Source organism: Haladaptatus sp. T7 (assembly GCF_026008575.1).
Classification (GTDB): Archaea; Halobacteriota; Halobacteria; order Halobacteriales; family Haladaptataceae; genus Haladaptatus; species Haladaptatus paucihalophilus.
On sequence record NZ_BROP01000006.1, the window covers coordinates 14,283 to 27,568 of the forward strand.

A 13,286-nucleotide genomic window follows, 5' to 3' on the forward strand; every position below is an offset into this window, starting at 1 on the left:
TTACTGTCGCTAGCGTAGCTACGCGGGATAATTGTGCAAATAGTCACGGAAACTTGGAGAAAGCGGCGAAAAAAGTACGATGTCAGCCCTTGATTGCGCCACCAGTCAATCCCTGGACGAAGTATCGCTGAATGTAGGCTAATCCGATCAACACAGGTAGCGAGACGAGGATCGAGGCTGCGGCGACGACGTTCCATTGTGTGTTGAATCCTTGGACGAAGGTGAGCAGACCAGGTGGAACCGTGTATTTCGTGTTCGACAGAAGCGTGAGTGCGAAAACCAGCTCATTCCACGCGAGCAGAAATGCGAAAATAAACGACGCGATGAGCGAGTTCAGCGACATCGGTACGATTACGAACCGGAAGGTTTCGTACGACGAGCACTGATCCATTCTCGTAGCGTCGAGGATAGCTTCAGGGAACTCGTCGAAGAAACCCTTCATCAGCCAGACCACGAAGGGTGAGGTCATCGCACCGTAGATGAGCACCAGAGCGAGATGTGTGTCGAAGATACCGAGCGTATTGACGAGCTCCCACATCGGGACCATAATCGCGGGCCCCGGAAACATCAACGAAGCCAGCAAGAGGCTCATCATGGCTTTTTTCCCAATGAATTCCCGGCGAGAGATAGAATAGGATGCAATAGTACCGAAAACGACCGCTATCAGGGCTGCGCCGATCGAAACCATCAGGCTGTTTATGATGAGTCCGACGATATCGATGTTGATCGCGGACGAGATGTGCATCCCAAACGTGTCCTCGAAGAACCCCGTATAACCTCCTGATTGGATCGACGACTCGACGACGAGCCGAAATCCTTGGAGCGACCAATTCTCCGGGAAGAGCGTCGGGGGGATCTGTTGGATCTCAGCGGTCGTTTTGAATGCCGTTACAACCATCCAGTACAGTGGGAACAGGACGAAAACGGTGATGAGTGCCGTTGTTAGTCCCACGACCGTTTTTCTCAGATACTGTCCCGCACGCGTGTCGAACAGCCACGAGGGATTCTTGTTGAACTCTTCTGTCGGATCAGTGGATTCAGTACTCATTGGGCATCACCCTGGATTTCGTCGTAAACGCGAATATAGTAGTAGGAGAACACTAGTAGAACCGAGAATAGTAGAACTGAAAGTGCGGAGGCGACTCCAACGTTGAAGTCGGTAAAGGCAGTACGGTAGATCATTACTGGGAGTGTCGTGCTAGAGACTCCAGGTCCTCCTTTCGTCATCACCCAGATCATCGAGAAATTCCTGATATTATATATTAACATCAGGAGAAATCCGATCGCTAGATTGTACCGCATCATGGGTAGTGTAATATATCGGAACTCTTCCCAAGGGGTTGCGCCATCCATCCGTGCGGCCTCATACAGATGTTCATCAATTCCCTGGAACGAGGTAAGCGTCAAGAGCGCAAATAACGGTGCGAGTCGCCAGATAATCCCGATAATCGGTGGCCAGAGAGACAAATCGTTCGACCCTAACATAACGATATACTGGTCGGTGATACCAAGCTGAACCAATAGCTCGTTGACAACTCCCTGAGACCCACTGAACATGAACTGCCATATCGACGCCCCCACGACTCGTGGGAGCACCCATGGAATGAGAACGATGGCGCTGGCGACGCTCACGTAGGGTAGTTTTGCGTGTAACAGCCATCCCATGACGAATCCGATGATGATAGCCGCCAGACTACCAATGGTTACCCAGAGGAAGGTGTTCCAGAGAACTTGGTGAATGGCCGAACTGTTCCATATCCCCGCGTAGTTTGCGATGCCAACGAACTCCGCTTGATCTGGTTGTAGGAGGTCCTTCTCGAAGAAACTCGTGTAAATCGCTTGCGCGATCGGATAGAGAATGAATAATCCTACAAGAGCCATAACCGGAAGGATTGATAGGTATACCCGGAGGCTCGCTGGAATTCGATCAAGAGCCTTCTCGTATGTCGTCCGTGTTTGATCTGCGTAACTCATTGTTCTATCGATGGAGTATTGGGGCGTTTAATGCAATAGACGAAAAGTATTTCTCTAGTCTAAATTTCAGGACAAATTCTCATCAAGAATCTTTTGAACGGCCGGGTTAGCGTTGTTACATGCTTTTTCCGCAGTGGATTTGCCCGTCGCGACTGGCTGAATAACCTTCGTGTTGATCTCGCTTTGGACGGACGACAAGCCCGGGAATGAGGGGAATCGAGATGAACTCGTGAACAACTTGTTCTTGTCGTAAAGCTTGAGCAAATCCCCAAACTGGCTTTTCATCAGGTCGGCCGGTTCCTCGAAGGCCGATTCGATGGTGGGGATTCGACCACGGATACCGACATCTTTCTTGTACGTCCATGGTTTGAGTTGATCGGGTTGGTTCCACCACTCAGCAAAGTCGAACGCGGCCGTACGCTGCGCGTCATTATCGATTCCGCCTCCGAGCATGAATCCTTGTGCATTCTGTAGGAGCAGATCCTGTGGCTCGAAATTACCACTCGGATTATTCGGGAGCGGAGCGCGAGTGACTGTGTGACCCTTACCGTCGAGCCAAGGCTGAGGTGCGCCGGTCGTCTGATAAACGGCGTTTGCGTGCGAATACGTGATGAATATTCCTGATTTTCCTTCACGAAGAAGGCGTCCGGCGGCAATATGGTCAAGTTCTGCTATCGACTTGGGGAACAGACCTGCTTCGGCGATTTTTTGATAGAGTTTCACAGCGTCCACGAATCCCGGCTTGTTGATTGTCGCCTTCTTCGTCTTCGGATCGAAGTATCGTCCGCCGTTCGCATAGACGAAGCCGATGAAGTATCCTGCTGTCAGTCCGAAGTCGGTCCCGGGGGCCGTAATGGGTGCCGTGACACCCTCTATCTCTTTCATCTCTTTCCCCATCTGGATGAGTTCGGGCCACGTGCGAGGCGGTTTGTCGAAGCTCGTTTTCTTCAAGTAGTCAGCCCGAATGTCAATGAAAGGACCGAGGTCTGCGTATCCGCCAGGCAATCCCCATTGTCGCTTATTATCGTAGTCACCGAGACCAGAGTACTGCTGGGCTTGGATGTTTGCATCCACAAACGGCTTATTGAGCTTCTTGAGTCGATCTTGGAACGGTTCCTGGTCGACTGGCTGTATTGCTCCAGCGCTAGCGTAATCGGGAATTTGTTGGGTCTGTCCTGCCATGACGTCAGGCAGATTTTGATTCGACGCAGCGGAGGCGATGATTTGATATTTGTCACCCCACGATTTGTGTTGGTACTTAGCTTTGTGCTTGCTGTAGTTAGTGTAGTGACTGCTGATGTACTCGCGCTCCGCTGGAATGCCGCCAAAAAGCCAGAAATCGAGGTTTTGTTCACCACTGCCACTTCCATCTCCTCCACCATTGTTACTACAACCAGCAAGGCTAGCCGCTGCAGCTGCCCCGAGTCCACTAACAAAGGTTCGCCGATTCAGACGTTCGTTGCGTTGGTGATTCTTGGACATGATATGTGTTCCTCATGGCGCTGAGCCTCCACCATGGGTCTGTCTTAAGACGAGTACGAGAATAACATAAAAGTTTGGGTGATTGAAAGATCCCACAGTGACTTAAATATATGAATTGCTTCCTTGTTGAAATAAAATCGGCAGGGCAGTCACGCAGTCTTTAGATACAGTTCACCACTTCATTCGGTAACAACCGTGTTACGGAGTGTACCGATGTCCTCGACCACCGCCTCAACGTCATCACCGGGCTCTAAGAGTTCCGGTGGGTCACGGAAGATTCCAACACCGCCAGGCGTACCCGTGGGAATGACGTCTCCAGGCCGCAACGTCATTACCTTCGAGAGGTACGCAATGACCTCATACACGTTGAAAATGAACTCCTCCGTATTGGATGTCTGTTTCACCACCCCATTTACGCGCAATTCAACATCGAGGCTGTTCGGGTCAATACCGTCGTCAGTCACCAGTTCTGGCCCCATCGGCGAGAATGTGTCGTAGGATTTCCCGCGGAAGAACTGTCCATCTTCGAACTGTGCATCCCGCGCGCTCACATCGTTTACTATGGTGTATCCTGCAATGTACTCCGCGGCGTCGGCCGCGTCGACGTTTTTAGCGGTCCGTCCGACGACTATGGCGAGTTCCACTTCGTAGTCCAGTTTGTCAATACCATCTGGATAAATGATCGCGCCGTCTGGATTCGTCACCGACGTTGGGGACTTCGTGAACAGCATCGGTTTTTCAGGAATATCTTCGTCCTGCTCTTCCGCGTGGTCGTGGTAGTTTAGGCCAACACACGCAATTTTCCCCGGATTTGGAACCGGAGCGAGTTCTTGGATTTCGTTGCGTGGTTCGGCCGAAAGCATGTTTGTACCGAGAATCTGACGGACTTTCTCTCGATATCCCGGTGTGGCGAGGTTCTCGTAGGTCAAATCGTCGAACGGAGCGTCAGCGAGTGAGTAAACGTTGTTATCAATGGCAACACCCCAGACTGGGTTTCCGTCCGTTGCGTAGCGTACGAATCGCATCGGGCACCTGTTCGTAAGGCCCTGTCAAAATGGTTTCCCCCATCCGGAGCCGACCCATCATACGATTATACCGGACGGATAATTTTGACGATACTGCTAGCTACGTTCTCCAACGGCTCCACAAAGTTATCGCTACGAGGCTCAACATTTGTCCGGTATTACCCAAAATTTATCGTACCCCATGCTCATCGTTCATGTATGTGCAAGCATAACAGGGTCCGGGTGAAATCAACGGCAACTACTTTCGATGTCATTGACTCATTAAAAGAGCTCGACCACCCCGGTCTGACGGAAGTCGCAGAGTTTCTCGGCGTCCCAAAGAGCACTGCACACGATTACCTCAGTACGCTCATCGAATTGGATTTTGTCGTCAAGGAACCTGAAGGGTATCGGCTCGGCGCACGTTTCCTCGAATATGGCGGGTACGCACGCGAAAGCATGAAAGTATATCGTGTTGCTCGCCCCGTCGTTAATCGTCTCGCCGAGGAGACGGGTGAGCACGCTAACCTCATGATCGAGGAACACGGCCTCGGTATTTTCCTCTACAAGGCGAAGGGTGACGACGCGGTGAATCTCGATACGCACCCAGGGATGCGAGTTCCGCTCCAGACGACCGCGCTCGGCAAAACAATTCTCGCGCACTTGCCCGAGGACGAAGTTAGACGCATCGTCAACGAACACGGCCTGCCGGCGGTGACCGAGAAGACGATCACCGATCGGGGCGCCCTGTTCGACGAATTAGAAGGCATTCGCGAGCGGGGGTACGCCACGGACGACGAGGAGCGCGTCGAGGGAATGAGATGTATCGCCGCACCAGTGGTGAACCAGAATGACGTGATCGCTGCCGTTAGTGTCTCCGGTCCGATGAGCCGAATGCATGATGAACGCTTCGAGAACGACGTTCCCCGCCGTGTTCTGAGTGCTGCGAACGTTATCGAAGTAAACATGACGTACTCGTAGTATCCGGTAATATCCAATGATTCTATCTATTGTTCGATTGGCCCCGTATTTCCACAATTCGAGGTCGACAATTCCCGCTGGGTCTGTGGTCACTTTGCTATCCGCCGGAAACAACCCTTTCTGTATCACCGCACTAGTCTTTGAAAGGAACGTCGTGAACCCGCGAATACGTCCATTGAGTATCCCGCAGACAGAGCACCACGTCGATGACGCTGTTCGATTGCGTACGTCCGGTAGTACCCTAACCGGGATTATTCTATCTAATGGATGCCGGAAAGAAATGGCTCTCGTTAGACGTTACAGAACTACAATTGTAATACATTTTGGCAGCGTCGGTAATCATAGTAATAGAAAGAGAACAGGAAAAAGCACGTCAGAGACTAACAACCGATCGATCTACCGCCAAACCATTATTCACATCTTAGGATGTGGAAATTAATACGCGGTGAGGAAACTACTGTCCGGTCATATCGAATCGCAGCCAGCCTGGGTGAAAATGATCAACGCGAAAAACGCCCGCCCAAAAAGAAGTAAAACGGGGAGCAGTGCGGTCGAGTACTACTTTAAAACGAATGGAGCCTCGAGCGGGAGCGGGAACGTTCTTTTTCGTAGAGTTAAACAAATAGTCCTTATATCGGTTGATCTTGACATGGCCAGACCGTTGATTGCGTACAGGGTGACGGATCGTTCAGGTCGGGTCAGGGAAGTTCGAGTTTGAGCAGTTGGGGTCCAGACACACGGTGGGTCATTGGCAGTAGACAGGGCACCATAGAAGAATACTGGTCTATTTTATACATTTAATACATATACAAGGTTTATTGTATGCGGAGATATAACATGGTGATGAAGCAGTAAACAATACCACGCTTCACGAACCCATGAGTCAGCCAATCTCATCAGACATTTCGTCAGACGAACAGAATCAACAGAATGCAAGCGATAGCCAGATTCCACTTAACCGGCGTGAGTACCTTCAGTACACGGGCGCGCTTGTGAGTGCACCATTCATCGGAAGTGGGGTGGCTGCCGCTGAAAAGCCAAACAAAGACCACTATGCAGAGCTACCCTCACCGGTCGACCTCCGAGTCGAGTATGAGCGTAACCCTAACAATCTCGAACCTACGAACGGCAGTACTGCTGAACGACCCCGGTTTTCGTGGGTGGGTGCCCCCAATTCAGGGTCAGGTAGACAAGTTGCCTATCAGATAATCGTCTCGCGGACTCAACACAACCTTAAGAAAAACCACGGCGATGCATGGAATTCGTGCAAGGTCAACTCGGATGAATCGACGAACATCTTGTACGACGGGTCGGTGCTTGCACCCGACCAGACCTACTATTGGAAAGTCCGTGTCTGGGATGAAGACGGCGACGTGAGTGAATGGAGTGATGTGGCAACGTTCTCTACGGCGATCCCTGACGCAGACGACCAGTGGGAAGGTGAGTGGATCAGTGCCGACATCGACCCGATCGAGGCACCGGAGGGCCATTCGAACGAAGTCCCCCCGGATCCGCTGCTCAGAAAAGAATTCTGCCTCGACAAGGGAGTCACAGAGGCGCGGCTCCACATCAGTGGCCTTGGATTCAACGAACCATATATTAACAGCGAGCGTGTCGGGGACAACGTTCTCGACCCAGCAATTACCGACTACGAGGAAACAGTACTGTTCACTTCGTACGACGTGACGGAACTGGTCCAGGAGGGCCGAAATGCCATCGGTGTTGCCCTCGGCCGTGGTCGGTTCGGCGAACCACTTGAGAATACGTGGTTCTGGGAAGATACCCCATGGTGGGATGACCCCCAGTTGCTCGTCCAGCTCAACGTCACATACGAGGACGATTCGACTACGTCGATCGTGAGCAACGACACCTGGCAAGTGACGGACGGGCCAACCCGATATGATTCGCTCTTTGACGGTGAAGAGTACGACGCCCGTAAGGAACAGCCGGGATGGACAGGCCCGTCCTTCGATGATGCTGACTGGGAGACAGCTACCGTTGTTGATGCACCCAGCGGTGAACTTGAACCCCAGCGTGTTCAACCGGTCCGAACTCACGAAACAGTGACGCCCGTTAGTCGGTCGAACCCCAAAGACGGAGTGTACGTTTTCGACATGGGCGAGATGGTCGCGGGCTGGACCCGTCTCACGGTCGAAGGTTCTGCGGGAACAGAAGTCAGAATTACGATGGGTGAGAAGCGTAGCGACGACGGAACCGTTCACCATAGCTGGTCGCCAGGCTACCCAGAGCCCATCCAAGAGGATACATACATCCTGAGCGGTGACGGGACAGAAACTTGGGAATCCCGCTTCACTTATAAGGGCTTCCGGTACGTGCAAGTGGAAGGTTTCCCAGGGACACCCACAGCAGACGACATCAAAGGTGTCGTTGCTCACACCGACCTAGAGACGGGGAACGACAGCGAGTTCTCGAGCTCGAACGACCTTCTCAACCAGATTCACGAAAACACACGGCGCGCACTTCTAAACAACCACCACGGTGTGCCAACAGATACGCCCGTATACGAGAAGAACGGGTGGACCGGTGATGCACAAGCGACAGCCGTGACGGCGATGTACAATTTCGACATGGCCCGCTTCTACCAGAAGTGGCTCCGAGATCTACGCGATGCTCAGCGTGAATCAGGAGAAGTCCCAACAATCGTCCCAACAAGCGACTGGAGCTACGAGGACGCTCCGGGATGGGGTGCTGTTAAGGGACCAACGCCCGGATGGGATGCATCGTACTTCATCATACCCTGGCAGATGTACCAGTTCAACGGAGACAAACGCATTCTCCAGAAACACTACCGACCAATGAAGCGATACATGGACTGGTTTGAGGGCTACTTTGACGGGTACATCCCCGAGATGGGCCTCGGTGATTGGGTCACACCTGGGGAAAATGAAGTGCCCATCGTCGCGACTAGTTACTATTACCGTGAGCTCGACATTTTATCGAAGACGGCCACCGTTCTCGGGCAGAAAAACGAGGCGGCCACCTATGGGGAGAAGAAACAAGCCGTCGCAGACGCGTTCAACGAGCGGTTCTACGATTCGCGGGCAGGCTACTATGGAACTGAGGAGGTCGATACGTACGTTCAGACGTCAAACATCCTCCCGTTGGCGTTCGGAATGGTACCCAGCGACCAAATCAACACGGTTGTGGACTCGCTTGTCCAAGATATCGTGGAAGAACACGACAGTCACCTCTATACTGGATTGTTCGGTACGAAGCACATCCTTCCCGTTCTGACCGAATACGGAAATCACGATTTGGCTTATTCAGTCGCAACTCAGACGACCTACCCGAGTTGGGGACACTGGGTCGAGAACGGAATGACTGCACTCCTCGAATCGTGGCCGCTTGACGCTCGGTCCCGCGACCACCACTTCCTCGGAACTATCGATGAGTGGTTCTACCAGTATCTTGCTGGTATTCGCCAACCAGCCAAACCTGGCTTCGAGCACGTCGTGATCGCCCCGAAACCAGTCGGAGACCTTGAGTCGGCTAGTGGACGCGTCGACACAGTGCGGGGACAGATCGAATCTAAGTGGGAGCGGACCGAAGACAGATTTGAACTTGCGGTCACCATCCCTTGGAACACGACTGCGACGGTCAGGGTCCCGACTTGTAACGGTGAAACTCTCCACGTCGATGGAAGTGAATTGGTGCTCTGGAAGGACGAGAGCGTTGAGAGTGCGGATGAGAACGGCATCGAATCTGTCGAATACAATGGTACTACCGTAGATGTCGATCTTAACGCTGGTGATTACAAGTTTATACTAGAATAACAGTCACCATTCTCTCTGAACAATGGAGAGATTGGCACTGTCTAGTTCTGCCAAAATGATCAGATTCGCGTCTTCGGTCCTGTATGAACCGTTAGCACTACGAACTGCACACAGATCCCGGGGTCACGGGACAGTTCCACTTCCGCTTACGACCTGAAGTGAATGTGTTGTCTCTACTTTCTATTGGTCACCGGATAGAACCCTACTATCGAACTATGTCATCAATTTAGAATTACATATATCTTATGTTGCTATACTGAATTCGCTGGTTGTGAAGATGAGGCTTTGGATCGCGTGAACCACCGTTATGAGACTTTTTCCGGTCAGAATCGAGGTCCATGGCTCAAAGAAAAGAGAAAGGAGACGTGACCAACCGTCGAGAACAACGAAAACAAGAGGGCAGAACAGTACGGTGGCTATCGAAGCCACTCGGTTGGAACCGAGAACCGGACTATCCGACGCCAGTCGATCGTTGCACCGACGCGAGAACCTGCGCGGCAGAGAGAGCGGGACTCCCTCTAGTATGTATAAGGAGTATTGATTCTGTCCGGCGAAGATTTTATACCGTGGATTGAGAGACACTACCACATGAAACTGGATGGCTTCGCACTGGCTGCAACAACAAACGACCTCACACGAGAACCGGAGGCTCGTGAAGCAGCGAATGTCCTCGAATTCCGGATGGACAGCGCACAAGACCCAATTGGGCAACTTCGTGAGTACGACGGGGCGCTCCCGATAATCGCCACGAACCGCACGAAATGGTTCGGCGGTGAGGCGAACGACACTGGCCGACTAGACCGCCTTGCCGCGGCGTCCCGCTTCGACGCGGTCGAACTCGTAGATATCGAGTTGGAGACTGCCCGTGCGATGGGGTGGATTCTCAATGAATTCCGACAGAACAATGTGAAGCTCATCATCTCGCATCACGATTTCAAAGAGACGCCGGATCAAGATGTGCTCGACGCTATATTTGAGCAGTGTGCCCAATACGGGGACGTCGCGAAAGTCGCGACGTATCCGCAGAACAACGATGACGTACTCCGTCTTCTGAAGGCCATCGGTACAGCAACGAACGATGGGATGAACGTAGCAGGGATCTCGATGGGCGGTATCGGGAGTCACAGCCGCGCCGTCGCACCGCTCTATGGGTCGAAACTTGGATATGCACCCCTCGCTTCGGACACCAACGAGTACGCTCCGGGACAGATCCCACTGAAGAAACTGTCCGTGCTCGTTGAAATCCTCCAGACGGCGAGTGAGGATGTCGACGAACTCGAGTCGTTGACCGAGAAACTCGTTGATCGCGAGACGTTCGCGTAGGTCCATTCTGGATTCGCTTCTTTGACAAATTCTCGCAACACTGGCCCGAACAGTTACACGCAAACCGCCGGGATTCATATAACTGCATCTGGTGAGTGATTCACAATGACAGAGAGTACCAATCTCTATCGGAGGATGAATTACACATGAACGAACCACAAAGCGAGGCGAACGCCTACACGATTCGCCTCGAACTGGTCGACGAACCCGGAGAGTTGCTTCGAGCACTCCACCCAATCGGTGCGAACGGTGGGAACCTATTGTCGATATACCACGAGCGTGGGCATATCACACCCCGGGGCCATATTCCCGTCGAAATCGACCTCGAAGCGACGCCGAAACAGTACGAGACGATCGTTGACACGCTCCGTGAAGAGGGGATCAACGTCATTCAAGCGGGAACGGAGCGATACAGCGAGTCCCTAACCGTACTACTCTCAGGTGACCTCGTCGACACCGGACTCTCAGACACATTGACACGGATTCGCGAGACCACGAACGTAACGATTGCCGATTTCGAGTTGTCCGCACCGCAAGGGTCCGAGGATATCTCGAGTGGGCGACTCCGTCTCGGTATTGAAGAGGGCAAGACGGAGCACACCCTCTCAAAGGTTCGGGAGATTGCCTCGGAGAAGGACATCCGCGTTATCGAACCGCTTTCGGGTGGATTTGCATGAAACTCGCGATCATCGGAGCAGGCACCGTGGGTACATCGGTCGCGGAAATGGCCGCTACCTACGGTCACACCGTGACCGCGTTGACTGACTCGACGAGCGCGTCGATCGACTCGGACGGGCTCGACGTCGAGGCTACCCTTTCACAAAAGCGAGACACAAACGAGATCGGAACAGATTCCGTCGAAGACGCGCTGGCGAGCGAGTACGATGTCCTCGTTGAAGCGACTCCCACGACGCTCGATACCGCACAACCGGCCTACGACCACATTCGGGCGGCATTTGAACGAGACCGAGACGTCGTGCTTGCGAACAAAGGACCCGTCGCACAACGATACGCAGATGTTCGGGCGCTTGAACGGGAGAGCGAGGGAGAACTCCGTTTCGAGGCGACAGTCGGAGGGGCGATGCCAGTTCTTTCCACAATCGAGGACTACGGACCCGAACACGTGACTGCCCTTCGCGGAGTCCTGAACGGGACCGCAAATTTCATCCTCTCAAGAATGGCGGCCGAAGGACTCGATTACGAGCACGTGCTTGTAGAAGCACAAGACCTCGGTGTTGCGGAGGCTGACCCGTCTTTCGATGTCGAAGGGACGGATACCGCACTCAAGTGCGTGATCGCCGCGAACGTACTCGCGCAAGGGGAGCGTGAATACACGCTCGATGACGCGTCTGTTGACGGAATCGTCGGAACGTCCGGCAGTGCACTGTCGCTCGCGAACGCCGACGGGCGGACGGTCCGTCTCGTTGGCGAAATCGTGGACGACGAAATTCGCGTCGGACCGCGGATCATTCCACAACAATCCCCACTCGTCGTTTCTGGTACCGAGAACATCGTCCAACTCGCAACCGAGAACGCCGGCCTGCTGAGTGTCTCGGGTCACGGTGCCGGCGGATCGGCAACGGCAATCTCCATCATGGCCGACATCCGTCGTTTGGAGTGACAGCATGATCTGACTCTGCTGCCTCCCTTCTCCCCTGTCAATAACAAAACTGTTTTACCGGATTAGGGAAAAATATTCTGTAGATACTTCTATGGATAGATACTATTTCAGCGGGACTATTAACCAGTTTCAAAAATGCGAGACGCCGGTCTTCACATCAATAACCATGCCAGCCAAACACTGCGCTAGCTACACTTTCGACCATCTACTCGTGTCCCGACTCTCGCTGACAACCGGGAGTCGTGGCTAATCATCCCATCTCAGGTTCGATCTCTCCCGACATCCATTACGCTGTAATGCCGTCGTTAGGACTGGTCAGCGAGCGAGACGACCGGGCAGGAGGCATTTAGCAGAACTGTTTGTGCGACACTTCCGAAAAGTAACTTCCCCGTCTGTGAGCGACGTCGCGGACTGATCACTACGTAACGAGCCTGGTGATCGTCCGCGTACTCAACGATTTCGCTCGCCGGATCACCGATGCGGCCAACGGTCGTCGTCCCGACCCCCGTTGGGTTCGTATCCACAAGTGACTTCGCCGGCTGGGCGGCTTGCTCTCGCAACTCGGCGGTACTGACTGCCTCGTCCTTATTTGTACTGTCCTCTTCGATTTGGATGGCCTCCGAGCGTTTCATCACGTGCAGGACGTGAACCTCCTCTTCGAACTTCTCTGCCAGGATAGTGGCTTCCGCGAGTACATCTGTCGCTCGTTCCGTACGGTCGATGGCTGCAACGATGACCATAGGTCCCATATGGAGCCACCACTATTAGTTGTTGGTGACTACGGGTGAATTCATGGGTCCCGTCGACTTCCCTATCGGTCTCGCCGTCGCGCTTGCGCTCGGGTTGGGGAACGTACCTGTCGCTCGGGTATTTATTTTGCTCACGGCAAAGCCAGTTGCTGTGGCACCAGTTATCTTCGCCGTGGAGTTCGCGAGTGATACCACTGTTCGTGGTGTGGCACTCCCCGAATACGTTTCAGTAAACGTGCTCACAACGACGCTCGTATCCGTCCCCGTCCTCTCGATTGTTGTCTTGATTCTTAAGATAGGACTCGTCTGACCCGCCATTACGACAGTGGCGACGAGATAGCAGCTACAAATAGTGGAT

11 protein-coding genes are annotated in these 13,286 nt (G+C 53.2%); 6 read left to right on the forward strand and 5 right to left on the reverse strand.

The window, feature by feature from the left end; genetic code table 11:
• Positions 1–82: 82 nt before the first annotated feature.
• The 4 genes from OPC11_RS15910 to OPC11_RS15925 form a co-directional block, all read right to left on the reverse strand.
• Complete coding sequence (locus tag OPC11_RS15910) at positions 83–1,048, reverse strand: carbohydrate ABC transporter permease (RefSeq protein WP_264782546.1); 966 nt, start codon at positions 1,046–1,048, stop codon at positions 83–85.
• On the reverse strand, positions 1,045–1,974 hold the full coding sequence (locus tag OPC11_RS15915) for a sugar ABC transporter permease (protein ID WP_264782547.1): 930 nt from the start codon (positions 1,972–1,974) through the stop codon (positions 1,045–1,047). Before OPC11_RS15915 ends, OPC11_RS15910 begins: the two co-directional genes overlap by 4 nt.
• A gap of 66 nt (positions 1,975–2,040) precedes the next feature.
• Positions 2,041–3,456 carry an extracellular solute-binding protein gene (locus OPC11_RS15920; protein WP_264782548.1) on the reverse strand — a complete coding sequence of 472 codons (1,416 nt, stop codon included), beginning with the start codon at positions 3,454–3,456 and terminating at the stop codon, positions 2,041–2,043.
• A 179-nt stretch (positions 3,457–3,635) separates the two neighbouring features.
• On the reverse strand, positions 3,636–4,481 hold the full coding sequence (locus tag OPC11_RS15925; protein WP_264782549.1) for a fumarylacetoacetate hydrolase family protein: 846 nt from the start codon (positions 4,479–4,481) through the stop codon (positions 3,636–3,638).
• Positions 4,482–4,679: 198 nt separating this feature from the next.
• Here OPC11_RS15925 and OPC11_RS15930 point away from each other — a divergent pair, with 198 nt between their 5' ends.
• The 5 genes from OPC11_RS15930 to OPC11_RS15950 all read left to right on the forward strand — a co-directional run bounded on the left by OPC11_RS15930 (position 4,680) and on the right by OPC11_RS15950 (position 12,179).
• On the forward strand, positions 4,680–5,441 hold the full coding sequence (locus OPC11_RS15930) for an IclR family transcriptional regulator (RefSeq protein WP_264782550.1): 762 nt from the start codon (positions 4,680–4,682) through the stop codon (positions 5,439–5,441).
• 878 nt (positions 5,442–6,319) lie between these two features.
• Positions 6,320–9,235: a glycoside hydrolase family 78 protein gene (locus OPC11_RS15935; protein ID WP_264782551.1), complete on the forward strand. Its 2,916-nt coding sequence runs from the start codon at positions 6,320–6,322 to the stop codon at positions 9,233–9,235.
• A gap of 588 nt (positions 9,236–9,823) precedes the next feature.
• Positions 9,824–10,558 carry a type I 3-dehydroquinate dehydratase gene (locus tag OPC11_RS15940; protein ID WP_264782552.1) on the forward strand — a complete coding sequence of 245 codons (735 nt, stop codon included), beginning with the start codon at positions 9,824–9,826 and terminating at the stop codon, positions 10,556–10,558.
• A gap of 146 nt (positions 10,559–10,704) precedes the next feature.
• Positions 10,705–11,235, forward strand: a complete 531-nt coding sequence (locus OPC11_RS15945; RefSeq protein ID WP_007975812.1) for a hypothetical protein — start codon at positions 10,705–10,707, stop codon at positions 11,233–11,235.
• The gene (locus OPC11_RS15950) at positions 11,232–12,179 is read left to right on the forward strand and encodes a 3-hydroxyacyl-CoA dehydrogenase NAD-binding domain-containing protein (RefSeq protein ID WP_264782553.1); all 948 of its coding nucleotides are present in this window, start codon (positions 11,232–11,234) and stop codon (positions 12,177–12,179) included. The genes OPC11_RS15945 and OPC11_RS15950 overlap by 4 nt, the downstream gene beginning before the upstream one ends.
• 305 nt (positions 12,180–12,484) lie before the next feature.
• Here the strand turns inward: OPC11_RS15950 and OPC11_RS15955 are convergent, their stop codons facing one another.
• Positions 12,485–12,919, reverse strand: coding sequence for a universal stress protein (locus tag OPC11_RS15955; RefSeq protein WP_264782554.1), 435 nt, complete (start codon positions 12,917–12,919; stop codon positions 12,485–12,487).
• A 52-nt stretch (positions 12,920–12,971) separates the two neighbouring features.
• On the opposite strand from OPC11_RS15955, the gene OPC11_RS15960 reads away from it, so the two are divergent.
• A complete protein-coding gene (locus OPC11_RS15960) occupies positions 12,972–13,238 on the forward strand; it encodes a hypothetical protein (RefSeq protein ID WP_264782555.1) in 267 nt (88 codons plus the stop codon).
• The last annotated feature ends 48 nt before the right edge of the window (positions 13,239–13,286 follow it).

What these genes read in the sequence shown, in the direction of transcription:
- OPC11_RS15960 (WP_264782555.1), top strand. Translation starts at nt 12,972, where the DNA reads ATGGGTCCCGTCGACTTCCCTATCGGTCTCGCCGTCGCGCTTGCGCTC.
- OPC11_RS15925 (WP_264782549.1), bottom strand. Translation starts at nt 4,481, where the DNA reads ATGCGATTCGTACGCTACGCAACGGACGGAAACCCAGTCTGGGGTGTT.
- OPC11_RS15930 (WP_264782550.1), top strand. Translation starts at nt 4,680, where the DNA reads ATGTGCAAGCATAACAGGGTCCGGGTGAAATCAACGGCAACTACTTTC.
- OPC11_RS15920 (WP_264782548.1), bottom strand. Translation starts at nt 3,456, where the DNA reads ATGTCCAAGAATCACCAACGCAACGAACGTCTGAATCGGCGAACCTTT.
- OPC11_RS15950 (WP_264782553.1), top strand. Translation starts at nt 11,232, where the DNA reads ATGAAACTCGCGATCATCGGAGCAGGCACCGTGGGTACATCGGTCGCG.
- OPC11_RS15915 (WP_264782547.1), bottom strand. Translation starts at nt 1,974, where the DNA reads ATGAGTTACGCAGATCAAACACGGACGACATACGAGAAGGCTCTTGAT.
- OPC11_RS15940 (WP_264782552.1), top strand. Translation starts at nt 9,824, where the DNA reads ATGAAACTGGATGGCTTCGCACTGGCTGCAACAACAAACGACCTCACA.
- OPC11_RS15955 (WP_264782554.1), bottom strand. Translation starts at nt 12,919, where the DNA reads ATGGTCATCGTTGCAGCCATCGACCGTACGGAACGAGCGACAGATGTA.
- OPC11_RS15910 (WP_264782546.1), bottom strand. Translation starts at nt 1,048, where the DNA reads ATGAGTACTGAATCCACTGATCCGACAGAAGAGTTCAACAAGAATCCC.
- OPC11_RS15945 (WP_007975812.1), top strand. Translation starts at nt 10,705, where the DNA reads ATGAACGAACCACAAAGCGAGGCGAACGCCTACACGATTCGCCTCGAA.
- OPC11_RS15935 (WP_264782551.1), top strand. Translation starts at nt 6,320, where the DNA reads ATGAGTCAGCCAATCTCATCAGACATTTCGTCAGACGAACAGAATCAA.